Consider the following 24,990-nt stretch of genomic DNA (forward strand, 5'->3'; position numbering starts at 1 on the left):
ACCCGCAGAAGATTGAAAGGTCGAGCAACGCCTCGCCGAGGTCGAAGAACCGCTCTTCGGTCGCTACTATCCGAGGGTGCTAGAACGAGTCGCGCGTAAGCTCCGCAAGGCCGCGCCTTCCAAGACCGCCAGGACCGGCAAGACCGCACCCCAAGACCCACCGAAGCGCACCCCGCGCGAGGCCAGGGAGGCGCGACTCCGGGCCGCGCTGCAGCAGGAGATGGCGATCGACGTCGAGCGCATCGTCCAGCACTCGATGCCCACGGGCGGCCACGGGAAGCTGGCCCGACTGCGCGGCATGAAGCTGGACGCGGCCGCCACCCGGCTCTACCACCGCGTGGAGAAGGGCTTCTCCCTGCCTGAGCCGCGACGCCCGTTCGGCGCCCAGGCCCTCAAGGGGTTGGACGTGGTGCTGGCCAACGACAAGCACGACCCCGACGCGTTGTACGCCCACGAGTCACGCGCGGTCCTCTCGGCGTTAGAGGCCTGGAACGAGCGTGGAGAGCGCGACGAGGCAGTCGCCCCGCGCGGGGACTCGCTGCCGACCAACCCGCTGGACGCCGAGACCATGGCGCACTTCATCACCTCGCGGCGCAGCATCCGCGACTTCGCGCCGACCCCCGTCGCCAGGGAGATGATCGAGGAAGCAGTCCGGGTCGCCATGTCGGCGCCCTCGGTCTGCAACCGGCAAGGATGGCGCGCCTACTGGTTCGACTCTGCCGAGGACCTCGCCCGGGTCCTGCCGCTGCACAGTGGCTCGGGCGGCTTCGCCGACCGGATCCCCGGCGTCTTCGTCCTCACCTACGACATCCGTGCCTTCGAAGGGCCCCACGAGCGCAACCAGGGGTACATCGACGGCGGGCTCTTCTCCCAGAACCTGCTCCTGGCCCTCCACGGCCTGGGCCTGGGCGCGGTGCCGTTGAACTGGTCGCGCTCCCAGCAGGCATCGGCGAAGATGCGTGCCGCCGCTGGCATCCCCGACCACGAGAACATCCTGATGCTGGTCGCCGCCGGCCACCCCGCCGAGGGTTACCGGGTGGCGCGTTCAGCGCGTCGCCCGCTCGCCGAGGTCTTGCGTTTCGGCATGCCCGAGAAGCCCGACGCCAGCGGCATGGCCACCTGATCCGCTGAGGGTCTGCCCCTGGTCCTGGACCGGGTGTACGGTCGTCCCAAGGGGAGGTGGCAGCCATGGCTGACCGTGCGAGTGCTGCCGGTGGCGGCGCGATCTATGGCCTCGGAGTCTTCGGGGCGTGGTTCTACTTCGGGCAACAGGCCGACCGATTCCCGGAGTACGCGTACGCGGCCTTCCAGGGCATCTTCTGGCCCGCCTACATGGTCTTCGAGGGCTTCGCGGCACTGAACGCTTGATCCTCGACGTCACTTTCCACAACCTCGATTGTGATCCTTGTCGTGCGAACGTGTGTTCGATAAGGTTTCTGGTCAACTCCTTGAGGCGTTCGATCCGTCGCGGCTCCCGATCCATGGCGGTGACGCCACCAACGTGACCGTGACGATCTCTTCGCGGACTTGAAGAGGGATCTTGGTGTCGCGACCATCGACAACGGCACCCCGGGCGACGGGTTCGACACCCTCACCGCCGCCCAGGCCCGACTGGCCTGCACGGCCCGGATCATCCCCGCCGTGTTGGGTGGCGACTCCGAGATCCTGGACCTCGGTCGCGGACAACGGCTCTTCACCAAGGCCCAACGCCGCGCCCTGTCACCACCGAGCCCACGACCCCGGCTACGACATGACCACGTTGACCAACGGAAACCTCAGGTTCCACCGGCGACGGTAGGAGCTGAACTGAAGCGAGCCCCACGATGACCGTACGCCGTTGTCGATTGACGTGCGCCTTGAAAACACAGAACCCCAAGTCCGAAGACCTGGGGTTGTTGTGCGCGAGGGGGGACTTGAACCCCCACATCCTTTCGGACACACGGACCTGAACCGTGCGCGTCTGCCAATTCCGCCACTCGCGCTTGAAGCAGGTCGAAACATATCCCACGCCTGACCGACTTCCCAAACCCGGGAGGGGTGCCAACTACGATCCACTGGCGGCGTGCGCGGACCGACAGAGCCCACGACGCCGCGGGAACGGGCCATCGTCACCGGCCCCGGATACCATCGCAGAACCCTGGCGGTCTGTCCGTCGAGGCACGACACAGGAGAAGGAGGTCGCGTGGGCGCCCTGCAACGCTTTGAGCAGCGCCTGGAGAGTCTCGTCTCCGGTGCCTTTGCGCGCGCCTTCCGCAGCGCCGTACAGCCCGTCGAGGTCTCGGCCGCTCTGCAGCGCGAGATCGACAACAACGCCCAGATCCTCAGCCGTGACCGGCGCCTGGTGCCCAACGAGTTCCACGTCGAGCTCTCCGAGGCCGACCTCGAGCGCCTCACCTCCGGCGGCAGTGCCATGGTCCGCGACCTCACCGAGCAGCTCGAGGACCACGCCGACGCCCAGGGCTATGTCTTCCCCGGCGACGTCGAGATCCACTTCGAGGGTGCCGGCGACCTGCCCACCGGCCAGATGCGCGTCCGCAGCCGGTCGCGGGCGAGCGTGACCGGCGACGGCCACCGCGCCCGGGCCCGCGCGCCCCAGGTCTTCCTCGACATCAACGGCACCAAGCACCCCCTGATGGCGCCCGGCCTCGTGATCGGCCGCGGCACCGAGTCCGACATCCGGATCAACGACCCCGGTGTCAGCCGCCGCCACGTCGAGTTCGAGTGCCACGAGACCTCAGGCGGCCCGCGGGTCGCCGTGCGCGACCTCGGCTCCACCAACGGCATGCTCGTCGACGGTCAGCAGATCGACCACGCCACGCTCCGCAACGGTTCGGTCGTCAAGATCGGCAGCACCGAGATCAGGCTCCGCCTCGAACCCGCCGCCGGAAGGGACTGATCAGTGTCCGAGCTGACCCTCTTCCTCATCCGCTTCGCCTACCTGGCGGTGCTGTGGATCTTCGTCCTCGCTGCGCTCTCGGTGATCCGCACCGACATGTTCGGCGCCCGTCTTCCCGACTCCCGGGCTCCCCGCGGGGCCCGCAAGCAGAACAAGGTCGCCAAGGCGCCCAGGCGCCGCGGGGCGCCCACCCACGTCATCGTCGTCGAGGGCGCCAACAGCGGTGACCGCGCCGAGCTCGGCGACATCCCGGTCCTCATCGGACGTGGTCCCGACGCGGCCATCCGCCTCGACGACGACTACGTCTCCACCCGTCACGCCCGCATCGCGGCCTCCGGTGACGAGTGGTACGTCGAGGACCTCGGCTCGACCAACGGCACCTACGTGGGCGCCAACCGCCTGACCGAGCCGCTCTCGGTGACCGTCGGCAGCCAGGTGCGCATCGGCAAGACCGTCCTCGAGCTCCGGAAGTAGGACGCAGATGAGCGAGCTCGGACCCGACACGGTCATCCGCCCTGTGGTGCCCCGCCCCATCACTGACGCACCCACGGGCGCCCCCACCGACGCGCTCAAGCTGCACTGGTCCGCGCTCTCCGACGTGGGCCGGGTGCGCAAGGACAACCAGGACTCCGGCTACGCGGGCCCGTGGCTCCTGACCGTCTGCGACGGCGTGGGCGGCGCCGCCCGCGGCGACATCGCCTCCAGCACCGCGGTCCAGGTCCTGCGTCGCCTCGACGAGGCCTCCACGGAGGACCCCGAGGCCCGGATCGCCGGGGCTCTGCACCGCGCCCACGACCGGATCGCCGAGCTCGCCGACGAGGACGACACCCTCAACGGCACGAGCACCACCGCCGTCGTCGGCCTCTTCAACGGCACCCAGTTGGCCATCGGCCACGTCGGCGACAGCCGCGCCTACCTGCTGCGCGACGGCGAGCTCACCCAGCTCACCCACGACCACACGCTCGTGCAGGGTCTGGTCGACGAGGGACGAATCACCGACGCCGAGGCCCGCGTCCACCCCCATCGCAACCTGATCCTCAAGGCCCTCGACGGCGTACGCGACCCCGAGGCCGACCTCTTCTCCATCCCCCTCGCAGCGGGTGACCGACTGCTCTTCTGCAGCGACGGCGCCTCGGGCGTGCTCGACGACGAGCGGTTGGCCGCGATCCTGGGCGACGGCACCCCCGACTACGTGGTCGTCGAGATGGTCCGGGAGAGCCTCGAGGCCGGCAGCACCGACAACGTCACCTGCGTCGTCGCCGACGTCGTGGCCATCGACGCCGAGCTGCCCGAAGGTCTCGTCCCGATGCTCGTCGGCGCCGCCGCCGACCTCCCCCGGGTCGCGGGTGCCGGGGCCGGTGCCACCGACACGACGATCCGGCCCCGCGCCACGGAGTCGTCCTCCGGCACCACTTCCTCAGGCACCACGACCCCCGGGCCCAAGCCTCCGGTGGACCCCGAGGCCGCCCGTTACGCCCCCCAGCCGCCGTTGCGCTTCGCGTGGCTGCGCCACTTCCTGATCCTGCTGACCCTCGCCGGCCTGGCCTGGCTGGCCGCGGCCGCGGCATGGTCGTGGAGTCAGCAGCAGTTCTACGTGAGCGACCACCAGGGCGCCGTCACCATCTTCCGCGGGGTCAATGCGACGCTGCCCGGCGGTTTCGAGCTCTCCCACCCGTACGAGGTCAGCGACGTCTCGCTCGACCACCTCTCCGAGTACGACGCCACCCAGGTCCGCGACGGCATCGAGGCCGCCTCCCTGAACGAAGCGCGCGCCGCACTCGACAACCTGGCTGCCCAGCAGTTCGGCGGGTGAGCTGACGACCATGCCTTCCACCAACCAGCCCGGTGCACTGATGGATTTCGTGCACCGCAGCCGGCGCGGAGCTGAGCTCTTCCTGCTGGTGATCGCCCTCGCCGTGGGAGTCGGGGCGTACGCTGCCGTCGGCCTCGGCGTGCAGGGCGAGGTGCCCGTCAACATCGTCGGCTACGGCGGTTGGCTGGCGCTCCTCGTGCTCGCTGCGCACGTGGCGCTGCGCATGCTCGCCCCGTACGCCGACCCCGTCCTGCTGCCCTTGGTGGCAGCGCTCAACGGGCTCGGACTCGCCGTCATCCACCGCATCGACCTCGCCAAGGGCAACGACACCGGCGGCTCCGCCCAGCAGCAGCTGATCTGGATGACGTTGGGCGTGATCCTCTTCATCGGCACGCTCTTCCTCGTGCGCGACCACCGCCTGCTGCAACGCTTCACCTACACCTCGGCCCTCGCTGCCGTCGTCCTCCTGCTGCTGCCCATGGTCCCCGGACTCGGCTTCCGGTCCTCCGGCGCCCAGATCTGGATCAAGATCGGCGGGATGACCTTCCAGCCCGGCGAGGTCGCCAAGGTCCTGCTCGTCGTGGCGTTCGCCGGCTACCTGGTCCGCCACCGCGACGCGCTGGCGCTGGCTGGCCGCCGGGTGCTCTTCCTCGACCTGCCGCGCGGTCGGGACCTGGGCCCGATCATGTTGATCTGGTTGCTCAGCCTCGGCATCCTGGCCGCGCAACGTGACCTCGGCTCGGCGCTGCTCTTCTTCGGCCTCTTCCTGGTCCTGCTCTACGTCGCGACCGAGCGACCCGGCTGGCTGGTCGTCGGTGGCGCACTCTTCGCCGCGGGGGCGACGCTGGCCTACTTCTCCTTCAACCACGTCCAGGTGCGGGTCAAGATCTGGCGCGACCCGATGGCCTACATCGACGGCACACCCGACAGCCGACAGTTGGTCGAGGGCCTCTTCGGGATGGCCTGGGGTGGCCTGATCGGTCGCGGCTTCGGTGAGGGCAGTCCCTGGCGGATCCCGGTCGTGGAGTCCGACTTCATCATGGCCGCGATCGGCGAGGAACTCGGTCTGACAGCGGTGATGGCCGTCCTCGTCTGCTACGGCCTCATCGTCGAGCGCGCCCTGCGCACGGCCCTGATCTGTCGCGACGGCTTCGGCAAGCTGCTCGCCGTCGGCCTCGGCTCGGTCATCGCCCTGCAGACCTTCGTGGTGATCGGCGGAGTCACCGCCCTCATCCCGCTGACCGGCCTGACCACACCCTTCATCTCCTACGGGGGCTCGTCGTTGATCGCCAACTGGGTGATCATCGCCCTGATCGCGCGGGTCTCCGACCACGCCCGCAAGCCCCTGCCCGAGTGGACCCCGGACGACGCCGAGGGCGAGAACGAGACCACCCAGGTGGTGCGACTGCGATGAACAAACCGATCCGCATGATCGCGCTCTTCTGCCTGGCGCTCTTCCTGATGCTGCTGGTCAACGTGACCTGGCTGCAGGTCTTCAAAGCCGGCGAGCTCGCCGACAGCCCCCACAACCAGCGAGTCATCGCTGACACGTTCTCCCGCGAACGCGGCGCGATCATGGTCGGGCGACGTCCGGTGGCCGAGTCGGTGCCTGCCGACGACCAGTACAAGTTCCAGCGCGAGTACCCCTTCCCGCGGCTGTACGCCCACCTGACCGGCCGCTTCAACTACTTCGGTCAGACCCAGTTGGAGAAGACGCAGAACGATCTCCTCGCCGGTCAGGACTCGCGCCTCTTCGTGAACAGGGTCATCGACCTGCTCAGCAACAAGTCGCCCAAGGGCGGCGCTGTGCAGCTCACCGTCAACCACGCGGCCCAGAAGGCGGCGTTCGACGGGCTCAGTGCCCTCCCCGGTGACGTCAAGGGTGCCGTGGTGGCCATCGAGCCGGCCTCCGGCAAGATCCTGGCCTCGGTCTCACTGCCGACGTACGACGTGAACCAGCTGGCCAGCCACCGCTTCGGTGAGGTCATCGCCGCCCAGGAGAAGCTCGAGGCCGACAAGTCCCAGCCCCTGATCAACCGGGCGATGGGCATGCGACTGCCCCCCGGCTCGGTCTTCAAGCTGGTCACGGCGGCGGCTGCGATGGAGTCCGAGGGCTACAACGCCGACTCCCGCGTCCCCGGCGGCAACTCGTACCGGCTCCCCGGCACCTCGGGCCCCGGTGGTCTGATCACCAACGAGGGTCGCGACTGCGGCGGCAATCGGGTCTCCTTCCGCCAGGCCATGGAGAACTCCTGCAACACCACGTTCTCCGCGCTGGCGGTCGAGGTGGGGGCGGAGGAGATGCTCGAACGCGCTGAGCGCTTCGGCTTCAACCAGACCTACCTCGAGGACATCCCGCAGGCGACGTCGGTCTTCCCCGAGGGGATGGGGTCCGCCCAGACCGGCCAGTCCGGCATCGGCCAGTTCGAGGTCGCCTCGACGCCGCTGCAGATGGCGATGGTCGCCGCCGGTATCGCCAACGGTGGTCAGGTGATGAAGCCGTACCTCGTCGACGAGCTGCGTACGCCGTCGCTCGCCGTCCTCGACAAGACCGACCCCGAGCAGTTCAGCCAGGCCGTCTCGGCGAGCACCGCCCGTGAGCTCACCGACCTGCTGGTCTCCACGGTCGACAACGGAACCGCCCGGCCTGCCGCGATCCCCGGCGTCAAGGTCGCCGGCAAGACCGGCACCGCCCAGAGCGGGGTCGACGACGTGCCACCGTACGCATGGTTCGTCTCCTTCGCCCCGGCCGACAACCCTGAGGTCGCCGTGGCAGTCATGATCCAGAGTGCCGACATCCCACGTGGTGAAGTCGCCGGTGGCCGACTCGGCGGGCCCATAGCCAAAGCAGTGATGGAAGCGGTGATCTCGCGATGAGCAGCGACAGCACGACCGAGCACGGCAGTGTGGGCCCCGACGGCAGGTACGTCCTGGTCTCCCGCATCGCGACCGGGGGCATGGGCGAGGTCTGGCGAGCAGAAGACACCGCGCTGGGCCGTACGGTCGCCGTCAAGCTGCTCAAGACCGAGTACTCGGGCGACGCACAGTTCCGCAGCCGGTTCGAGTCCGAGGCCCGGCACGCCGCCGCCCTCACCCACCCCGGCATCGCCGCGGTCTACGACGTGGGCGAGTCAGCCGTGAGCGACGGCGGTCCGCTGCGACCGTTCCTGGTGATGGAGCTGGTGGACGGACAGCCGCTGTCCAACCTGATCCGCCCCAGTGCGCCGATGGACCCGGGCGCCGTGCGCGACCTGCTGGCCCAGGTCGGTGACGCGCTGGGCGTGGCCCACCGTGCCGGCATCGTGCACCGCGACATCAAGCCCGCCAACCTCCTGGTCACCCCGGAGCGCCAGATCAAGGTGACCGACTTCGGGATCGCGCGCGCCGCCGAGGCCGTGGCCCTGACCCAGACCGGTCAGGTCATGGGCACCCCGCAGTACCTCTCCCCCGAGCAGGCCGAGGGCGGTCGCGCCACCGCAGCCTCCGACGTCTACTCGCTGGCCGTCGTGGCCTTCGAGTGCCTGACCGGCCGCCGGCCCTTCGAGGCGGAGTCTCCGGTCGCGACGGCGCTGGCCCACCTGCGCAGCCCGATCCCGGACCTCCCGACCTCGGTGCCCGCCGACCTCGCGGCCGTCGTACGACGGGGCCTGGCCAAGGACCCGGAGGAGCGGTTCGTCGACGGTTCGGCCTTTGCGGCCGCGCTGCGCGACCCTGCCACCCACGCCATCGGACTCCCGGCCGCAGGGCTCGCGCCCACCGAGGCCACCGCCGTCATCCCACCCACCGCTCCCGAGCCGGTCACCCAGGTCGTCCCCGTCACTGCCGGGGTGCCGATCCCCGTCGATCCCGCCGACCCCACGGGCACGAACCGGCGAGTGGAGGAGGAGCACCGCGGCGACAAGGTCAGCAACACCGCTCTCCTCATCACCATCGTGGTCCTGCTCGCGCTGCTTGCCGGGGTCTTCCTGTGGTGGCAGGCCAACCGCGATGACCCGGTCGCTCCCCCCGAGACGACCAACAGTGCCTCCCCCACTCCGGAGGAGTCCGAGGAGCCGGAGTCGATCGACGTCGACCCGGACGACTACATCGGCGAGGACTTCGGCACCGTACGAAGCGCGCTGCGTGAGCTGGGCCTGCGCGTCGCACGCGACGAGCAGACCAACCCGGGCGACGAGACCCCGGGCGAGGTGACCGGGGTCAACCCGTCCGGCAGCCTCGAGCCCGGCGAGCGGGTCACGGTCTCCTTCTGGGGCGAGCCGCCCGCCGAGGAGCCGGAGCCGGAACCGACCCCGACGCCCACCCCGGAGCCCGAACCCGAGCCGGAGCCGGAGCCGACCCCGACGCCGACCCCCACCGCCGAGCCGGCGCCAACCCCCACCCCCACCGAGACCACGGACCCGACGCCGCCGCCCGCGGCTGCCGAGGCTCCCTCCCTGCGGTCACCGCTGTGAAAGGCCTGAGATGAGCATGTCCGAGCCGACGACGGTCGGCGGTCGCTACGAACTCGGCGAGATGCTGGGGCGTGGCGGCATGGCCGAGGTACGCAAGGGGGTCGACACCCGCCTGGGCCGCACGGTGGCAGTCAAGCGACTCCGTACGGACCTCGCCACCGATGCAACCTTCCAGGCTCGGTTCCGGCGCGAGGCCCAGTCGTCGGCCTCCCTCAACCACCCCTCCATCGTGTCGGTCTACGACACGGGCGAGGAGTGGAACGACAGCGAGGGCGGCGTCGCCCAGCCCTACATCGTCATGGAGTACGTCGCCGGCCGCACCCTGCGTGACGTGCTGCGCGAAGGGCGCAAGATCCTGCCCGAGCGCGCCCTGGAGATCACCAGTGGCGTGCTGGCGGCCCTGGACTACAGCCACCGCAGCGGGATCATCCACCGCGACATCAAGCCGGCCAACGTCATGCTCACCCCTTCGGGTGACGTGAAGGTCATGGACTTCGGCATCGCCCGAGCCGTCTCCGACGCCTCCAGCACGATGACCCAGACGGCAGCCGTCGTCGGCACCGCCCAGTACCTCTCCCCCGAGCAGGCCCGCGGCGAGACCGTGGACTCACGCTCCGACGTCTACTCCACCGGCTGCCTGCTCTACGAGCTGCTCACCGGCCGTCCGCCGTTCGTCGGCGACAGCCCGGTCTCGGTGGCCTACCAGCACGTGCGCGAACCGGTCGTCCCCCCGTCGGAGCACGACGAGGACCTGCCGCCGGAGATCGACGCGATCGTCCTCAAGGCCCTGGCCAAGCGGGTCGAGGACCGCTACCAGAGCGCCGCCGCGATGCGCCAGGACATCGAGCGCCACCTCGCGGGACAAGCCGTCTTCGCCGCCCCCACCCCCCAGCCGCCGGCCACCTCGCAGACCGCGGTCGCCCCGGCCGTCGCCAGTCCCATCGTCTCCTCCGGGCCAGCGACCAACCCCCGCCCGGCGGCCCGGGACGACCACCGGAACCGCAACGGCCTGCTCTTCGTCGTCCTCGGTCTCGTCCTGGTGCTCGTGACCGCTGCGGTCTTCCTCCTCCCCCGCATGTTCGAGGCGGCCGACGACACGGTGCGGGTGCCCAGCCTGATCGGACTGACCGAGAGCGAGGCCCGCAGCGAGATCGGTGCCGCCGAGCTCAAGGTGGGTCGGGTCGACTACGAAGCCTCCAACGACTCGGCGGCCGACACGGTGATCCGGTACGAACCCAACGACGTCTACGTCGATCCGGGCACGACGATCAACCTGGTGGTCTCCACGGGGGCGCCGTTGGTCGAGGTGCCCTTCCTGGTCGGCCTCGACCTGGAGACCGCCCGTGATCTGCTCGAGGACCGCAACCTCAGGTTCCGCAAGAGAGTCGCGGAGTCCGACGAGCCCAAGGACCAGGTGATCAAGACCGATCCGGTGACCAGCAAGGAGGTCCCCGAGAACACGGTCGTCACCCTCGTCGTCTCCGACGGTCCGGAGAGCATCCCCGATGTCGTCGGGATGATGGAGGACAAGGCCATCGAGGCACTCAACAAGGCCGGCTTCGAGGTCGACGTGGTGCCGTCGAGTGACACCACCGAGCCCAAGGGCACGGTGATCCGCCAGAGCCCGCAGGCCGGCCGCGACGCCCCCTCGGAGAGCACGGTCACCATCCAGGTGTCGAGCTACGAGGCGCCAGCGGCGAGCGAGTCTCCCGCGCCGGGCACTCCCACGACTCCGGGTACTCCGGGCACACCGGGCACACCGGGCACGTCCGGGCGCGGGCCCTCGGGCGACGGTCCGCCGGGCCAGGACTAGAGGTCCGACGGACGACGCTCAGGACGGAAGCGGCACCGCGTACGACAGGTTGGGGACGCCGTCGTACGCGGGAGCGGTGACGAACTCCTCGAGCCCCAACTGCCAGCCGACGGCCACCGAGGGGTCGGCCGCGGCGGTGCGGTAGACGTTGAGGTAGTCGTCGCGCTGGATCTCGTCGAAGATCGCGAGCTGGTCGCCGACGGCGGTGATGACGTACGGAGGCGAGTAGGGCTGGCCCTGCAGCTGCACGGTGTTGCCGCTGCACTTGATGCCGGTGGTGGAGATGACCCGCTGGCCCTGGATGGTGACGGCGTCGGCGCCGCCGCGCCACATCGCGTTGACCACGGCCTGGATGTCCTGCTGGTGCACGACCATCTGGTTGAGCTCCTCCGAGGTCGTGGCCTCGTTGAGCAGCTCCTCGGAGGCATCGGTGAGCGTGACGGTGACGCCGGCGCCGGAGACGGGCGTCATGCCGGCCGGGTCCTCGAGGCGGGCGATCCGTCGGTTGTAGCGGTTGACCTGACGGTCACCGATGTCGGCGGAGAGAGCGGCGACCTCGGCATCGAGAGCGGCGGCGCGGGCGTTGAGCACGTTCAGCTCCTCCGACTCCGCCTCCACGATCGAGGCGATGTCGGTGTAGCGGGAGGGACGCAGGTCGGTGCCCTCACTGTTCTGTGCGCTGACCATGAAGAGGGCGCCGCTGAGCAGGAACACCACGGGCGTCCCGATGCGCCAGACACGGCGCCGGGGGGATGCGTGGGAAGACTGCGTCACGACGACTACGCTAGCCGAGCGCACCAATGCGCGACGTCTCACACACTCCACGAGGAGGACCCACGTGTCCAAGGCCAAGAACGGATCGCTGGTCGAAGACCGTGCCCGTATCTTCTCGATCCGGTTCATCATCGCCTTGCTCCTGGTGGTGCTCGGCATCGCTTGGATCGCCTACTACTACGCGGGCGTGCGTCCCGACCCGTCGGCCTTCCCGGTCGAGGAGGCGTCAGGACCCAAGTTCATCGCGGACCTGGCCAAGTGGAATTACCTCATCGGCTTCGGGCTGCTGATGGTCGGCCTCAGCATCGCCGCACACCCCTCGACGCCTCTGGGCCGCGGTCGGGGCGTGGTGGTCGGGATGCTCGGTTGCTTCCTCATCGGCCTGCTCTGGATCTGTGTCTTCTACGTCTTCGCCAACGACCTGGAGTCGCTCTGGGTCTTCAACGACCTCGGCAACTACAACCTCGTGGTCGGCATCGGCTTCATGGCCGTCGGTTTCTCCTTCGCCACCCGCTGGGAGTGAGCAGCAGCCTCACCTGCCACTGAGACGTACGACGAAGGCCGCCTTCCCCTCGGGGAGGCGGCCTTCGTCATGTGCGGTGCCGCGAGTTGTCCACAGGCATGGCTCTGCACCGCGTGCCGTCTCCACAGCTGGGGAGAAGGCTGGGGATGAATTACAAGGCTGTAGTTATCCACAGGTTATCCCCCGTCTGTGGATGACGACGAGTGGAGAGCGGTCAGGTTTCGGAGGGCCTCAGCCGACCAGGATCAGCGTGCGTACCGCGAGGGCCACGGCGATCAGGACGCCGAGACCGACGAAGCCCACCACCTGCCAGCGCGAGCGGTGCGGCCCCTTGGGCGCGTAGATCACCACGGCGACGGCGAGGAGTCCCCCGGCCAGCCCGCCGAAGTGCCCCTGCCAGGAGATCCCGGGGAAGGTGAAGGTGAAGACTGCGTTCACGGCCAGCAGGATCAGCAACTGGCGTACGTTGCCCCCCACCCGCCACGCGAGCAGCAGCATCGCGCCGATCAGACCCCACAGCGCCCCCGACGCCCCCAGGGTCGAGCTCTGCGGGTCGGCCAGCCAGAGCACGGAGGCGCTTCCGGCGAAGAGCGAGAGGAAGTAGACCCCCAGGAAGCGGATCCGCCCGATGGCCTGTTCGATCACTGGGCCGACGAACCACAGCCCGATCATGTTGAGGGCGATGTGGATGATCTCGAGGTGGGTGAAGCCGCTGGTCAGCACCTGCCACCAGGCGCCGTCGGCGACGCTGCTCGCCCACACGGCGTCGGGCACGGTCGCACAGAGGGCAGCCGTGTCGACCCCGGGGAACCAGCCCGCACCGTCGTCGGCGACGCAGCGCCCCGCGGGGCTGAGCATCAACTTCTCGGCCAACGCCGACGACCGCCCGCCGGTGAGGGTGATCGCCAACCAGACCAGGGCGTTGAGCCCGATCAGGACGAAGGTGGTCAGCCGCGGGTCGGCGGAGCGCTTGCCCCCGTACGCGTTCTGACCGCTGCGGGTCTCCTTGGCGCCCCGCGCGACGCAGTCGGGGCACTGGAAGCCCACGGAGGCGTCGCGCATGCAGTCAGGGCAGATCGGCCGCTCGCACCGCTGACACTTGATGTATGTCTCGCGTCCGGAGTGCCGGTAGCACTGCGGCACTCCGGACGGCGAGTCAGGCTTGTCCGAGGGCTGCGACCGACCGGAACGGTCGTCGGAGGTGGGATCGTTCAACGCAAGGTCTCCTCGAAGCCCTCGGGGTGGATCAGCGGGTGATCTCGACGGACTCGATGACGACCGGCTCGAGCGGCTTGTCACGGCCGTCAGTCTTGACCTTGTCGATCGCGTCGACGACGTCGCGCGAGGCCTGGTCGGCGACCTCACCGAAGATGGTGTGCTTGAAGTTCAGCCACGTGGTCGGGGCCGTCGTGACGAAGAACTGCGAGCCGTTGGTGCCGGGGCCGGCGTTGGCCATGGCGAGCAGGTACGGCTTGTCGAAGACGAGCTCGGGGTGCGGCTCGTCCTTGAAGGTGTAGCCGGGGCCGCCGGTGCCGGTGCCCAGCGGGCAGCCGCCCTGGAGCATGAAGCCGGCGATGACGCGGTGGAAGCCGAGGCCGTCGTAGTACTTCACGCCGGAGCGACCGGCGTCGTCCTTGTACTCCTTGGTGCCCTCGGCGAGACCGACGAAGTTGTCGACCGTCTCGGGAGCGTGGTTCGGGAACAGGTTGATGACGATGTCGCCCTTGTTGGTCTTCAGGGTTGCCTGCAGGTCGCCCATGGAGGTCGCCTCTCGATCGGTTGGACACGGATGCCCCGATCCTCCCACGCACCCGGGCGCGCCCTGCGCAGTCACCCTGTCTGGTCACCCTCTCTGGTCACCCTCTCTGGGCCCACCATGCATGAACCGGGCCCGTAGTGGGCATGGTGAGTGCACCGCCGGGGGGCGGGCCGACTCTGGCAGTCGGTTTGCCCTGCATGGTGAGATGGAGGACCAAACCTCACGAAGGGAATGACCATGGGTGTGCGCAAGCAGAAGAATCTGATCGAGAAGGCAACGGAGGTCGCCGACCAGGTGCTCCCGCAGGTCGAAGCCGCGTTCGACCACGCCGTCGAGCGCGCCCAGGAGGGGGTCCACCAGGCCGCCCCGCTGATCGCCCAGGGCAAGGTCGCCGCCGGTGAGAAGATCACCAAGGGCAAGGTCGCCGCCGCTCCGCTGGTGGCCCAGGGCAGGGTTGCCGCAACCGGTGCGCTCGCGCACGCGCTCGACGTCGCCGCCCACGCGGCCGAGAGCACCCAGCACTTCGCCGAGGAGCACGCTGCCGCGCTCAAGGAGCAGCCCGCCAAGAAGAAGGGCGGCAAGTTGCGCAAGATCCTGCTCTTCTCCGGCCTGCTCGCCGTCGTCGGCGTGGTCGCGAAGAAGTTCAGCGACAGCCGCGAGGCCGCCAAGTGGCAGAGCGCCACCTCGCCCACGCCGCCGGCACCGCGCCCCGCGTCGGCGCGCCCCGCTGACGACGCAGCAGGCGCTGACCCCGCTGAGGCCCTGTCGGATGCCACCGACACCCCGCACGCAGTGACCACGCCCGACGACCCGGCCGACGTGGTCGACGTCCCCGCGGGCCCCCAGGAGGTGGCTCCGCGCTCTGCCGAGGCCGTCGAGGACCTCGAGGACATCACCGCTCAGGACGAGGCGGACGGCGGCCGGGGCAACAACGGCCGCATCTGACCAACAGTTCGGCAAGGACGGCACCGGTCACTGACGCCCTCATCAGCTCGTTTGAGCTGGTGAGGCGTCAGGGTCGGGTGCCGATCCCCAACCGGTCCAGGTGGATGAGCGAGGCCAGGTAGGTCGCCTCGATCTTGTCCTCCACGCCCGCGAAGTCGCGGTGGGCCATGAGCGAGTCGTCACGTGACGACGTACCGGCCGTGGGCAGTACGTGCGCCTCGACGTCGTCGGGCAGCTCAGCCATCTCGCGTACGAAACGGTGGCGCCGTGCGATCTCGAAGGAGACCCGCGCCACCTCCCACGGCTTGCTCGGCACCGTGAGCGGACGATCGATCCGGCCCACCTGCAGCACGAAGATCCGCGTCGCGCCGAGCGCCGCCGCCCGGCCGACCGGGATCGAGTTGACGATGCCGCCGTCGAGGAAGTGTTCGTCGCCCACCTTCGCCGGGGGCAGCAGGCCCGGGACCGCCGCGCTCGCCACCACGGCCTCGACCACGGGGCCCTCGGAGAACCAGTGCTCGGCGGAGCGCTCGATGCTGGCGGCGCAGACCTGGAACGGCACCTTCAGGTCGCTGAAGTGGGCGTCGCCCAGCTCGTCGCGCATCAGTTGCTTGATGGGGGCGGAGTCGTAGACGTGGGTGCCGGAGCTGACGGCTCGGCGCACGGTGCGCAGCGGTGAGGTCCCGTAGATCTCGCGGGCCAGCGTCGAGGCCCGCCACAGCGACGTCATCCGCTCGACGACCTCGAGGGTGGGGTCGTGGGCGAGCATGGCGCCGTTGATCGCGCCGATGCTGGTGCCGAGCACCAGGTCGGGGGTGATGCCACGCTCGAGGAGCGCCCGCAGCATGCCCACCTCGACGGCGCCGAGCAGGCCACCGCCGCCGAGCACGAACGCTGTCTTCGCCGGCACTATGACACTCGGACCGTTTCGGGGGTCCTGAACTCGGCCGGGTGGTCGGCCTTGAGGCGCTGGGTCGCTCGATGCTCGGCCCAGAAGGAGACGACCGGGATGGTGCCCGCAGCGAGGATGCCGAGCGTGAACGCCATCGACCACTTCGCCTTCCGGGCCAGCAAGAACGCGAGGACCAGGAAGATCGCGTAGAGCCAGCCGTGCAGCACGCCGAGGATTCCGGTGATGAACTCCCCGATGTCGTCGGCACGGCTTCCCTCGTCGAACCAGTTCGGCGTCGGGATCCGGTCACCGATCCACATCGGGCTCCCGTCGAAGTTGGAGAGCGGGACGCCGATGAGGCAGAGCACGATGAGGAGCACACCCACCGCGTAAGCCATCACGCGGTAGCGGATCAAGGCCTTCTTCACACCCTGAGGCTACCCGGCGTCCTCAACCTCCACCGCACGCTGGGCCAGCACCTCGTCGAGGCACCAACGGATCCAGATGAAGAGCGCGAAACCCGCGAAGATCAGCCACTCGGCGCCGTAGAGCAGGTTGCGCCAACCCGTGGTCGCGGCGACCTCGGGGACCTGGTCGAGGTCGACGGGTTCGAGGCCGCTGTTGCCGGGGTTGGTCTGGTCAGCGTCGGCCTTGACCACGGCGTACGCACCGTAGAGGTCCTGGTCGACGCGCTGGATGGCGTCGGCCATCCGGATCTGAGGGATGACGTCGTCGCTGCGGTCCGGGTCGACGAGGCCCGCCGCGCCCTCCGGCGGCTGCAACCAGGCGGTGAGGCTGGCCTTCCCGGTGGGGGCCTCGGGGCGCGGGTCGAGCCTGGCCACCCAACCGCGTACGACCAGCAGGGCAGGGACGTCGTCCGACCGGTCTGCGGGACCGGCGATGGCCAGGGGGGTGACCACCCAGTAGCCGGTCTCCCCCCGACGGTCCCGGTCGTCGACGTAGAAGGTCGAGGTGGTGAGCCAGGTGCCGTCGAGGGTGACCGTGCGCCCGACCTGCGACTTGGGGAACGGTTGGTCGGGGCCGAGTGCCTCGGCCAGGGCCACCGGCGTACGTTCGACGTGCTTGGCAGCCGCGGCGTCGCGCTGGTCCTGCCACGAACCGAACTGCCAGAAGCCCAGTGCGCACGCCAGTCCTACGCAGAACACCGCGAAGAGGTGGGCCGCCACAGCCACGGGACGCAGCAGGACGGGGAGCTTCACGCCACGAGTGTAGGTGGGTGGTCTCAGGGGACCTCAGGGTGCCGCAGGTGTGGGGCACTCTTCGGCGAGGCCGACGACGGCGGCGTCGAAGTAGGTCATGTCGAAGGTTGCGTCGGCGACGGCCCAGTCGTCTCCGGCCTCCCAGAGCTCCGCGATCAACGCGTGCACCTCGCTGGCCAGGTCGGTGAGGTGGTCACCGAGCGGCCCCTCCGTGCCCGCACCCAGCTCGTGGAAGTCGTCGGCCACCGCCTCCGCCGCGACCACGTGGTCCATGTCGGGCGGCTGCGCCTCCATGAAGGAGAGGACCGTGGCCAGGTCCTGTGCGCCGTCGTGGGTGATGGCGGCACAGGCCTGGGCGGTGGTCCAGAGACCACTGTGGGCTGCGAGCCGGAGCGGGGTGGCCGTGGCGGTGGGTTCAGGCCCGGATGCCTTCTTCTTCGTCGTCTCCTCGGCGCAACCGGCGGTGAGGGCGAGGAGAGCGATCGCCACGACCGCGCTGGCCCGCCGCTTCGCCCGACGGGTCTTCCGGCGACCTGCCCGGGCGCAGACCGGAGCAGCAGAGGTGTACTTCGGGCGCAACAGACGCAGTCCTTCAGGATGGGTGTGGCGGGCCCGAGCCCGAGGATGCTGCGGGGCCATCCGCCTCCGAGGGAGGAGAGGAGCCGAGCAGGGAGAGAATATAGGCGTCGTGTTGCGTCGGATGACCAGCGCGGATTACGTGGGCATGACGCCCGGGAGCCCCTCCCCCGGGACGTCATCACGGCTGAGGGTCCCAGCGACCGCGCATGATGACGTCCCGGAGGGTCGGGCGATCAGCGGAGCCGCCCCACCCCGTACACCGTCGTCGTGCCGGAGACCTCGTTGCCGACGATCACCAGCGGACGCTTGATCGGGCTCTCCCTGCGGGAGACGAAGGTGATGGCCTCAGGGCCGAGGTCACCGGCCCGAGCGAGACCTTCGGCACCCGAGTGGGCGACGTCGCGGTTGTTGACGTACCGGACGTACTTCGGCCTGGTCGGCTTGCTGACGTCGTAGATCATCACGCCGCCGACCCGCTCGTTGGCGATGAAGGCGTACGTACGCTTCCCGATCCGGCCGACGGTGACGCCTTCCGGCTCCGGGCCCTTGTCGTCGCTGCGGCCGTCGAACGCCGTCTCCGCGTGGTCGGAGTTGAACGCCTCGGGCAGGGCTCGGGCGATGGTGGCCTCGAAGCCACCCTTGCTGCTGGAGACGAGCTTGCCGCCGGGGGTCCAGATGGAGAAGCCGCGACCGCCGAAGCCGCGCAGCTTCCGGTAGCACTTGCCGTCGGCGCGCAGCCCCTGGGCCAGCGAGATCTTGTAGCGGCCGAGGTTCTCGTCGGCCTGCAACTCCTCGACGCTCATCCCGGCCTGCCGGGCCACCGACTGGCACACCGGGGGCAGGCCGTCCTCACCGAGGTCCTTGACCCGGGCCTCCTCGGAGTAGCCGTCCCAGTCGCGGGAGTCGCCCTCGTCGGCGGTGATCAGGTACGTACGCTTCCCGACCTCGAAGGTGGAGATCGCGTCGGGCAGTCGGAAGGCGTCGATCGGCCAGGTGCGCCGGTTGATGCGCCCGTCGCGGTCGGAGGCGTCGAGCTTGACCTTGCGGTGGTTGACCGTGCCGAGCGGGAAGATTCGCTCCACCTTGGCGCGCTCGAGGTCGACGACCGCGATGGCGTTGGCCTCCTGGAGCGTCACGTACGCCTTCGTCGAGGCAGCGTCGACGGCGACGTACTCGGGCTCGAGGTTCTCGCTGACCGTCCGCTTCGGCGTGCCGGTGCCAGCGTCCTCACGCCCACCGAAGACGCGGACACCCTTGGGCAGCTTCTTGCCCTCGTACGCGCCGAAGCCTGCTGTGCGAGCGGCCCGTTGGCGCGGCGCCCGGACCTTCTTCGGGAGCTTGACGACGGAGACGGAGCCGCGCGGGTCGACGCTGTAGTCAGGGGCCGGCTCGCCCTCGTTGGCGACCACGGCCCGTCTGCCGTCGGGGGTGATCGTGACCATGTCGGGTTGGGCGCCGATCCGGATCGCGCCCAGCGCCTTGCCACGCTCAGCGCCCCTGCTCCTGGCGTCGAAGAAGACCAGCCAACCCCGGTCGGTCTTGGGGGTGGCCTCCACCGCGACAGCGCCCAGTCCGTCGGCGCGCACGGCCACGGAATTCGCGACGGCGGTGGCCGGGACGACCGAGCCGTCGGCGGCCCGAACCCCGGTGGTCTGCAGGTCGAACAGCTTGCGTGGCTTCTTCGGGTCGGAGCCGTCGAGCACCTCGACCTTCGCGTCGGCGGCGTTGACCACGAGGATGCGCTTCGAGCGCGCGTGCCAGGCGACGACCTCGGCTGCCGACTCCTCGAAGACACCGGTCTCGTAGCTGCCGAGCGGCTTCAGGGTCAGCGGTCCCGGACCGTCGGTGACCGGCTGGGGAACGATCCCGGCCGTGGCCGCGCCGGCGAACAGAGATGCAACTACGGACAGGCCGGCGATGCCGGCACCAACAGCGGTGCGACGCACGAGTGCTCCTCGAGGAGGTGGAAGGTCGGGCTGGCGCCCGCCCAGCAGTGTGGGCGGCGTACGCAGCCTCTGCTCCAACTCACGGTGAACGGTCCACGACGACGTGGCGACTTCTCGCTGCGGTGCTGCGAGGCCCTCAGGGGAGGGGAGTGAGGGTGACTTGAACGGGAGACGAGACGGAGCCGTTGAGCGTGCCGTTGCCGAGTTGGCCCGTCAGTCGAGAGCCCCACGCGTAGGCGAGACCTTGGCTCGTGAGCGCATAGGAGTTTGTCAGGGTGGCAGTGATGGCCGTGATCGTGACGGTGACTGGGATGACTCCGCGTGATGCCGCGGCCGGGACGCGAGTGGTCCCAGTGCCGAGTTGTCCGGCGAGGTTGTTTCCCCAGGCATAGACGTTGCCGTCGTCGCCGAGGGCCAGGCTGTGGGTTTCGCCGGCTGCGATGGCGTTGATCGTGACGGTGGAGGGGATGGCCCCTCGTAAGGTCGCGACTGGCGTGAGCCTTTTCGCGGTGGTGTCGTCACCGAGCCGACCGTGGGTGTTGTCTCCCCAGGCATAGACGTTGCCGTCGTCGCCGAGCGCGAGGCTGTGGTTGGCGCCGGCGGCGATGGCGGTGATCTTCACGGCGGGGGGAGTGGCCCCGAGCACGGTCGCGACCGGGGTGAGGCTGCTCGTGGCGGTGGAGTCGTTGCCGAGCTGACCGCTGACGTTGCTACCCCAGGCGTAGACCCGGCCGTCGTCGCCGAGGGCCAGGCTGTGGGTACCACCGGTCGCAACGGCGGTGATCTTCACGGTGGAGGGGATGGCACCGGGGACGGTCGCGACCGGAGCGGCCTTGGTGGTGATGGTGCCGTCGCCGAGCTTTCCGCTGCTGTTCTGACCCCAGGAGTAGACCTTGCCGTCGGCGACTGCGAGCGCGTGACGGGCCATGCAACCGGTGGCCAGCGCGGTGAATGGGCGATAGCTGAGGGTCCAGGTGACAGTGAGGTCTCCGTGAGTCGCGGTGAGGACCGTCATCGCCCCGGGGGCTGGGAGAACACCAGAGACGGCCGTCAGTGTGGCCACCGCCAGACCGGTGCCGTCGGTGGTCACGTTGAGTGGGACCGACGTCAGCCAGGTTGAGTCCGACAGGGTGAACGTCACCTCTGCGCCAGCGACAGGGGCACCATCCTCGAACACAGCCGTACCGAAGACGCGGGTGCTGGCTGCCATGCCCCAGAAGACGTCGCCGGACACCGGTGCCGTGGCCGTCAGTGACTTGGTCGAGGACACGGCGAATGCCGGTGCGGAGGTGGCGACCACGATCACTGGCCCGGACCATGCCGCGCCAGCCATCACGGTGCGCCGTGAGAGACCGGTCCCGCCGAGCATTCCTGTCGCCGTGGCTTCCGAGGTGTTCAGCTCACGGTCAGTGGGGACTGGGTGAAGCGTCGACACAAGGGTCTCCAGACGGGTGGCGGATCGGCCCAGATCTGGCCTCATGACTAGCCGCGCACCCGAGACATCCCTGGCACGAGCGGACAGAGCGTAAACCGCTACCGAGGCATGCGTACCCGAAATGACAGCAATGGCAGCGACAGCCGATCGAGGTTCGGCACACGGCGCAGGTTGCCAACCCAAGTCGCTTCCCCACCAGTCCCCCACAGCCCGACCAGAGTTGGCAGGGGGGTTAGACCCGAAAGGGCCCGAAATGAAGAAAGACCCGGGGTGGAGCCCCCAGGTCTTTCAGTGGAGCCTGGGGGACTCGAACCCCCAACCCCCTGCTTGCAAAGCAGGTGCGCTACCAATTGCGCCAAGGCCCCGCGATCACGCGGTCGTACGTCAGACCTTGCCCACCCTGTCGGTGGCCTCCGTCCAGAGCGCCTGTTCGGCCTTGCCCTGGTCGAACTTCTTCTTGGCGAAGAGCGCGGAGACGGCGGCGAGGACCAGCAGAAGGATCTTCTTCACGGGTTCCCCTGTCAACAGCAGTGATGGAGCACGATCTGTGGGCCTAACAGGACTTGAACCTGTGACCTCTTCCTTATCAGGGAAGCGCTCTAACCGTCTGAGCTATAGGCCCTCCCTCGGCGGACCGAGCGAGGGTGTCACCGGGGTGACGACCGAGGCGAAACGTTACCCGACGACCATGCCGGGCGACAAAACGGGTGAGGGTCGGTGCTGTCAATCGTCGGCGAGCGTGACCTCGATGCCACCGAGCAGCGCCGCCGCCATGTTGTAGAGGAACGCCACCAGCGTCGCGATCGCGGTCAGCAGGATCACGTCGATGACCGCCACCACCAGGGTGAAGCCCAGGACGCGCCCCATGCCGACGTAGTCGCGGATGTCGAACGTACTGGCCTGGTCGCCGCTGGTGACCACCGTCGCGACCGTGGTGTTGACCGCATCCCACAGGCCTGCGGCCCCCAGGATCGTCCACACGATGAGCACGGCGATGACGGTCACCACACCGAACGCCACGGACAGCAGGAACGACGTCTTCATCACCGAGACCGGGTCGATCCGGGTCAGGCGCAGCCGAGCCCGGCGAGGCTGCTTCGAGCCCGCCTTGGACGACGAGAGCGCGACCGTGTCGCTGTGCTCCTGGGCGGCCCTGACGAGCGTCTCCTTCACGCGGGCGGCGAAGGCGGGGCGTACGGCGGTGCCATCTGCGGTGTCCGTGCGTCCAGTGCTCTTGGCCATCAGGATACGTCCTCAGGGGTCTCGGCAGCCTCGTCCTCGTTCGCGCCATCATCGCTGGCCTCGACCGAGCGGGCAACCACGGCGACCGAGTCACCCTTCTTGGGCGAGACGAACTTCACGCCCATCGTGGAGCGGCCGGTCGGACGGAAGTCCTCGTTGATGGGGGAGCGTACGACCTGGCCGTTGGCGGTGATCGAGAGGATCTCGTCACCCTCCTCGACGATGAAGGCACCGACCAGCACGCCACGTGCCTCGTCAGCGAGCTTCATCGCCTTGATGCCGATGCCGCCGCGCGACTGCACGCGGTACTCGGGGATCGGCGTCCGCTTGGCGAAGCCACCGTCGGTGATCGTGAAGACGAACTGCTGCTTGAGCTCCTCGACCTCCTCCGCGGCGTCCTCGTGCTCGACGCTCTCGGTCTCCTTGAGCGCCTCCATCGCCTCGGGCGAAACGACGACTTCACCCTCGACGACCTCGGCCGCGACCTGCGCCGCGCGGATCACCGACATCGACAGCAGCGAATCACCGTCGCGGAACTTCATGCCGGTCACGCCGCCGGTGGCCCGGCCCATAGGACGCAGCTGGTCGTCGCTGGCCGGGAAGCGTACGGACTGTCCCTTGCGGGAGACCAGCAGGATGTGGTCCTCGGACGCGACCAACTCGGCGCCGATCAGCTCGTCGTCCTCGTGGCGGAAGTTGATCGCGATCACGCCAGCCTGGCGCGGGCTGTTGTAGTCGCCCAGACGCGTCTTCTTGACCAGGCCGTGACGAGTGGCGAGCACCAGGTAGGGCGCCTGCTCGTAGTCACGGATGGCCAGCACCTGGGCGATCTTCTCGTCCGGCTGGAAGGAGAGCAGCCCGGCGACGTGGCCGCCCTTGGCGTCACGACCTGCTTCGGGCAGGTTGTAGGCCTTGGTGCGGTAGACCCGTCCGGCACTGGTGAAGAAGAGCAACCAGTGGTGGTTGGTGGTGGAGATGAAGTGGTCGACGATGTCGTCGCCGCGCAGCGTGGCACCGCGCACGCCCTTGCCGCCGCGCTTCTGCGTGCGGTACTGGTCGGCGCGGGTGCGCTTGGCGTAACCGCCGCGGGTGATCGAGACGACCAGGTCCTCGTCGGGGATCAGGTCCTCCATCGAGAGGTCACCGTCGGCGGCGATGATCTGCGTACGCCGGTCCTCACCGAACTTGTCGACGATCTCACCGAGCTCCTCGATCACGATCCGGCGCTGACGCGCCTCGTCGGCGAGGATGTCGAGCAGGTCGGCGATCTCGATCTCGATCTTGGCCAACTCGTCGATGATCTTCTGACGCTCGAGAGCAGCCAGACGACGCAGCTGCATGTCGAGGATCGCGTTGGCCTGGACCTCGTCGATGTCGAGCAGCGCGATCAGGCCCTGGCGGGCATCGTCGACCTCGGGGGAGCGACGGATGAGCGCAATGACCTCGTCGAGCTGGTCGAGCGCCTTGGCCAGACCGCGGTAGATGTGGGCGCGCTTCTCGGCGTCGGCCAGCAGGTACTTGGTCCTGCGGACGATCACCTCGATCTGGTGGGTCACCCAGTTGGAGATGAACTGGTCGATCGTCAGGGTGCGCGGCACCCCGTCGACCAGGGCCAGCATGTTGGCCGAGAAGTTGCTCTGCAGCTCGGTGTGCTTGAAGAGGTTGTTGAGCACCACGCGCGCGACCGCGTCACGCTTCAGCACGACGACCAGGCGCTGGCCCGTACGCGAGGAGGTGTCGTCACGCACGTCGGAGATGCCCTGCACCCGGCCGGAGTCGGCGAGCTCGGCGATCTTCAGCGCCAGGTTGTCCGGGTTGACCATGTAGGGCAGCTCGGTGATGACCAGACACGTACGCCCCTTGGCGTCCTCGTCGATCTCGACGACGGCACGCTGCTGGATGGAACCGCGACCCGTGCGGTAGGCCTGCTCGATGCCGGTGCGGCCCACGATCATGGCGGCGTTGGGGAAGTCGGGCCCCTTGATCCGCTCGAGCAGCGCGTCCTGGAGCTCCTCGCGGGTGGCGTCGGGGTGCTCGAGGGCCCAGGTGGCACCCGCGGCGACCTCGCGCAGGTTGTGCGGCGGGATCGAGGTGGCCATGCCGACCGCGATACCGGCCGAGCCGTTGACCAACAGGTTGGGGAACCGGGCCGGCAGGATCGTCGGCTCCGAGGAGCGACCGTCGTAGTTGGGCTGGAAGTTGACGGTGTCCTTGTCGATGTCCCGGACCATCTCGAGGGCCAGCGGGGCCATCCGGCACTCGGTGTATCGCATGGCGGCCGCGGGGTCGTTGCCCGGCGAACCGAAGTTGCCCTGACCGTGGATCAGCGGCGCGCGCATCACCCACGGCTGGGCGAGACGCACCAAGGTGTCGTAGATCGCGGTGTCACCGTGCGGGTGGTACTGACCCATCACGTCACCGACGACGCGGGAGCACTTGGAGAAGCCACGGTCGGGGCGGTAGCCGCCGTCGTACATCGCGTAGAGCACGCGACGGTGCACGGGCTTGAGGCCGTCCCGTACGTCGGGGAGCGCACGACCGACGATGACCGCCATCGCGTAGTCGATGTAGGAGGCCTTCATGGACTCCTGCAGGTCGATCTCGCGGATGCGCTCGTCGCCGAAGCCGAGGCCTCCGTCGCCACCCAGGTCGGTGCCGTTGTTCTCAGTCACGATTACTCTTTCTTAAGTCGTCTATCGATG

The 24,990-nt window shown here is 69.0% G+C and carries 24 protein-coding genes and 3 tRNA genes; 12 read left to right on the plus strand and 15 right to left on the minus strand.

Going from position 1 to position 24,990, the window contains the following annotated elements:
* Positions 1–76: 76 nt before the first annotated feature.
* The 3 genes from DNK52_RS07780 to DNK52_RS16025 all read left to right on the plus strand — a co-directional run bounded on the left by DNK52_RS07780 (position 77) and on the right by DNK52_RS16025 (position 1,827).
* A complete protein-coding gene (locus DNK52_RS07780; RefSeq protein WP_162598681.1) occupies positions 77–1,123 on the plus strand; it encodes a nitroreductase family protein in 1,047 nt (348 codons plus the stop codon).
* 65 nt (positions 1,124–1,188) lie between these two features.
* Positions 1,189–1,368 (plus strand): hypothetical protein, encoded by a 180-nt coding sequence (locus DNK52_RS07785; protein WP_110240405.1) that lies wholly within the window; start codon positions 1,189–1,191, stop codon positions 1,366–1,368.
* Positions 1,369–1,527: 159 nt separating this feature from the next.
* A complete protein-coding gene (locus tag DNK52_RS16025; protein WP_162598682.1) occupies positions 1,528–1,827 on the plus strand; it encodes a hypothetical protein in 300 nt (99 codons plus the stop codon).
* Between the two features lie 71 nt (positions 1,828–1,898).
* Here DNK52_RS16025 and DNK52_RS07790 read toward each other — a convergent pair.
* Positions 1,899–1,982, minus strand: a tRNA-Leu gene (locus DNK52_RS07790).
* Between the two features lie 200 nt (positions 1,983–2,182).
* Here DNK52_RS07790 and DNK52_RS07795 point away from each other — a divergent pair.
* The 7 genes from DNK52_RS07795 to pknB are packed head-to-tail and all read left to right on the plus strand — an operon-like array spanning position 2,183 to position 10,973.
* Positions 2,183–2,896, plus strand: a complete 714-nt coding sequence (locus DNK52_RS07795) for an FhaA domain-containing protein (RefSeq protein ID WP_110240406.1) — start codon at positions 2,183–2,185, stop codon at positions 2,894–2,896.
* A 3-nt stretch (positions 2,897–2,899) separates the two neighbouring features.
* Complete coding sequence (locus DNK52_RS07800) at positions 2,900–3,370, plus strand: FHA domain-containing protein FhaB/FipA (RefSeq protein ID WP_110240407.1); 471 nt, start codon at positions 2,900–2,902, stop codon at positions 3,368–3,370.
* A gap of 7 nt (positions 3,371–3,377) precedes the next feature.
* Complete coding sequence (locus tag DNK52_RS07805) at positions 3,378–4,709, plus strand: PP2C family protein-serine/threonine phosphatase (RefSeq protein ID WP_239455446.1); 1,332 nt, start codon at positions 3,378–3,380, stop codon at positions 4,707–4,709.
* A 10-nt stretch (positions 4,710–4,719) separates the two neighbouring features.
* Complete coding sequence (locus tag DNK52_RS07810; protein ID WP_110240408.1) at positions 4,720–6,123, plus strand: FtsW/RodA/SpoVE family cell cycle protein; 1,404 nt, start codon at positions 4,720–4,722, stop codon at positions 6,121–6,123.
* Positions 6,120–7,586 carry a peptidoglycan D,D-transpeptidase FtsI family protein gene (locus tag DNK52_RS07815; RefSeq protein ID WP_110240409.1) on the plus strand — a complete coding sequence of 489 codons (1,467 nt, stop codon included), beginning with the start codon at positions 6,120–6,122 and terminating at the stop codon, positions 7,584–7,586. Before DNK52_RS07810 ends, DNK52_RS07815 begins: the two co-directional genes overlap by 4 nt.
* Complete coding sequence (locus tag DNK52_RS07820) at positions 7,583–9,160, plus strand: protein kinase domain-containing protein (RefSeq protein ID WP_110240410.1); 1,578 nt, start codon at positions 7,583–7,585, stop codon at positions 9,158–9,160. The genes DNK52_RS07815 and DNK52_RS07820 overlap by 4 nt, the downstream gene beginning before the upstream one ends.
* 16 nt (positions 9,161–9,176) lie before the next feature.
* A complete protein-coding gene (pknB, locus tag DNK52_RS07825) occupies positions 9,177–10,973 on the plus strand; it encodes a Stk1 family PASTA domain-containing Ser/Thr kinase (RefSeq protein WP_204163434.1) in 1,797 nt (598 codons plus the stop codon).
* 18 nt (positions 10,974–10,991) lie between these two features.
* Here pknB and DNK52_RS07830 read toward each other — a convergent pair whose 3' ends face one another.
* On the minus strand, positions 10,992–11,747 hold the full coding sequence (locus tag DNK52_RS07830; protein WP_239455447.1) for a DUF881 domain-containing protein: 756 nt from the start codon (positions 11,745–11,747) through the stop codon (positions 10,992–10,994).
* Positions 11,748–11,811: 64 nt separating this feature from the next.
* On the opposite strand from DNK52_RS07830, the gene DNK52_RS07835 reads away from it, so the two are divergent.
* Positions 11,812–12,270, plus strand: a complete 459-nt coding sequence (locus tag DNK52_RS07835; RefSeq protein ID WP_204163470.1) for a cell division protein CrgA — start codon at positions 11,812–11,814, stop codon at positions 12,268–12,270.
* 231 nt (positions 12,271–12,501) lie between these two features.
* Here DNK52_RS07835 and DNK52_RS07840 read toward each other — a convergent pair whose 3' ends face one another.
* Complete coding sequence (locus tag DNK52_RS07840; RefSeq protein ID WP_110240642.1) at positions 12,502–13,332, minus strand: rhomboid family intramembrane serine protease; 831 nt, start codon at positions 13,330–13,332, stop codon at positions 12,502–12,504.
* Positions 13,333–13,516: 184 nt separating this feature from the next.
* Complete coding sequence (locus tag DNK52_RS07845; RefSeq protein ID WP_110240412.1) at positions 13,517–14,029, minus strand: peptidylprolyl isomerase; 513 nt, start codon at positions 14,027–14,029, stop codon at positions 13,517–13,519.
* A gap of 237 nt (positions 14,030–14,266) precedes the next feature.
* On the opposite strand from DNK52_RS07845, the gene DNK52_RS07850 reads away from it, so the two are divergent.
* Positions 14,267–14,974 carry a hypothetical protein gene (locus DNK52_RS07850; protein WP_162598683.1) on the plus strand — a complete coding sequence of 236 codons (708 nt, stop codon included), beginning with the start codon at positions 14,267–14,269 and terminating at the stop codon, positions 14,972–14,974.
* A 67-nt stretch (positions 14,975–15,041) separates the two neighbouring features.
* On the opposite strand, the gene DNK52_RS07855 is transcribed toward DNK52_RS07850, so the two are convergent.
* From DNK52_RS07855 to gyrA, 11 genes are all read right to left on the minus strand, one after another.
* Positions 15,042–15,884 carry a patatin-like phospholipase family protein gene (locus DNK52_RS07855; RefSeq protein ID WP_239455448.1) on the minus strand — a complete coding sequence of 281 codons (843 nt, stop codon included), beginning with the start codon at positions 15,882–15,884 and terminating at the stop codon, positions 15,042–15,044.
* Positions 15,884–16,294: a DUF3817 domain-containing protein gene (locus DNK52_RS07860; protein WP_204163435.1), complete on the minus strand. Its 411-nt coding sequence runs from the start codon at positions 16,292–16,294 to the stop codon at positions 15,884–15,886. Before DNK52_RS07860 ends, DNK52_RS07855 begins: the two co-directional genes overlap by 1 nt.
* Positions 16,295–16,303: 9 nt before the next feature.
* On the minus strand, positions 16,304–17,086 hold the full coding sequence (locus DNK52_RS07865) for an SURF1 family protein (protein WP_162598684.1): 783 nt from the start codon (positions 17,084–17,086) through the stop codon (positions 16,304–16,306).
* 33 nt (positions 17,087–17,119) lie between these two features.
* Positions 17,120–17,725 carry a hypothetical protein gene (locus DNK52_RS07870; protein WP_162598685.1) on the minus strand — a complete coding sequence of 202 codons (606 nt, stop codon included), beginning with the start codon at positions 17,723–17,725 and terminating at the stop codon, positions 17,120–17,122.
* A gap of 173 nt (positions 17,726–17,898) precedes the next feature.
* A complete protein-coding gene (locus DNK52_RS07875) occupies positions 17,899–19,611 on the minus strand; it encodes a choice-of-anchor I family protein (RefSeq protein ID WP_110240416.1) in 1,713 nt (570 codons plus the stop codon).
* Positions 19,612–19,747: 136 nt separating this feature from the next.
* Positions 19,748–20,980: an RCC1 domain-containing protein gene (locus DNK52_RS07880; protein ID WP_162598686.1), complete on the minus strand. Its 1,233-nt coding sequence runs from the start codon at positions 20,978–20,980 to the stop codon at positions 19,748–19,750.
* A gap of 358 nt (positions 20,981–21,338) precedes the next feature.
* A tRNA-Ala gene (locus tag DNK52_RS07885) sits at positions 21,339–21,411 on the minus strand.
* A gap of 19 nt (positions 21,412–21,430) precedes the next feature.
* Positions 21,431–21,556: a DLW-39 family protein gene (locus tag DNK52_RS16280; protein ID WP_239455449.1), complete on the minus strand. Its 126-nt coding sequence runs from the start codon at positions 21,554–21,556 to the stop codon at positions 21,431–21,433.
* Positions 21,557–21,594: 38 nt separating this feature from the next.
* Positions 21,595–21,668, minus strand: a tRNA-Ile gene (locus tag DNK52_RS07890).
* Between the two features lie 101 nt (positions 21,669–21,769).
* Positions 21,770–22,288: a DUF3566 domain-containing protein gene (locus DNK52_RS07895; protein WP_110240418.1), complete on the minus strand. Its 519-nt coding sequence runs from the start codon at positions 22,286–22,288 to the stop codon at positions 21,770–21,772.
* A complete protein-coding gene (gene gyrA, locus DNK52_RS07900) occupies positions 22,288–24,870 on the minus strand; it encodes a DNA gyrase subunit A (protein ID WP_110240645.1) in 2,583 nt (860 codons plus the stop codon). Before gyrA ends, DNK52_RS07895 begins: the two co-directional genes overlap by 1 nt.
* Positions 24,871–24,990: the final 120 nt, after the last annotated feature.

It is taken from the genome of Nocardioides gilvus, from assembly GCF_003194605.1.
Classification (GTDB): domain Bacteria; phylum Actinomycetota; class Actinomycetes; order Propionibacteriales; family Nocardioidaceae; genus Nocardioides; species Nocardioides gilvus.

Coding starts and splice junctions, on each gene's coding strand:
- DNK52_RS07785 (WP_110240405.1), top strand. CDS start 1,189: ATGGCTGACCGTGCGAGTGCTGCCGGTGGCGGCGCGATCTATGGCCTC.
- DNK52_RS07895 (WP_110240418.1), bottom strand. CDS start 22,288: ATGGCCAAGAGCACTGGACGCACGGACACCGCAGATGGCACCGCCGTA.
- DNK52_RS07840 (WP_110240642.1), bottom strand. CDS start 13,332: ATGCGCGACGCCTCCGTGGGCTTCCAGTGCCCCGACTGCGTCGCGCGG.
- DNK52_RS07880 (WP_162598686.1), bottom strand. CDS start 20,980: ATGCTCGGCGGGACCGGTCTCTCACGGCGCACCGTGATGGCTGGCGCG.
- DNK52_RS07805 (WP_239455446.1), top strand. CDS start 3,378: ATGAGCGAGCTCGGACCCGACACGGTCATCCGCCCTGTGGTGCCCCGC.
- DNK52_RS07850 (WP_162598683.1), top strand. CDS start 14,267: ATGGGTGTGCGCAAGCAGAAGAATCTGATCGAGAAGGCAACGGAGGTC.
- pknB (WP_204163434.1), top strand. CDS start 9,177: ATGTCCGAGCCGACGACGGTCGGCGGTCGCTACGAACTCGGCGAGATG.
- DNK52_RS07870 (WP_162598685.1), bottom strand. CDS start 17,725: ATGGCCCCGCAGCATCCTCGGGCTCGGGCCCGCCACACCCATCCTGAA.
- DNK52_RS07810 (WP_110240408.1), top strand. CDS start 4,720: ATGCCTTCCACCAACCAGCCCGGTGCACTGATGGATTTCGTGCACCGC.
- DNK52_RS07845 (WP_110240412.1), bottom strand. CDS start 14,029: ATGGGCGACCTGCAGGCAACCCTGAAGACCAACAAGGGCGACATCGTC.
- DNK52_RS07820 (WP_110240410.1), top strand. CDS start 7,583: ATGAGCAGCGACAGCACGACCGAGCACGGCAGTGTGGGCCCCGACGGC.
- gyrA (WP_110240645.1), bottom strand. CDS start 24,870: ATGAAGGCCTCCTACATCGACTACGCGATGGCGGTCATCGTCGGTCGT.
- DNK52_RS07815 (WP_110240409.1), top strand. CDS start 6,120: ATGAACAAACCGATCCGCATGATCGCGCTCTTCTGCCTGGCGCTCTTC.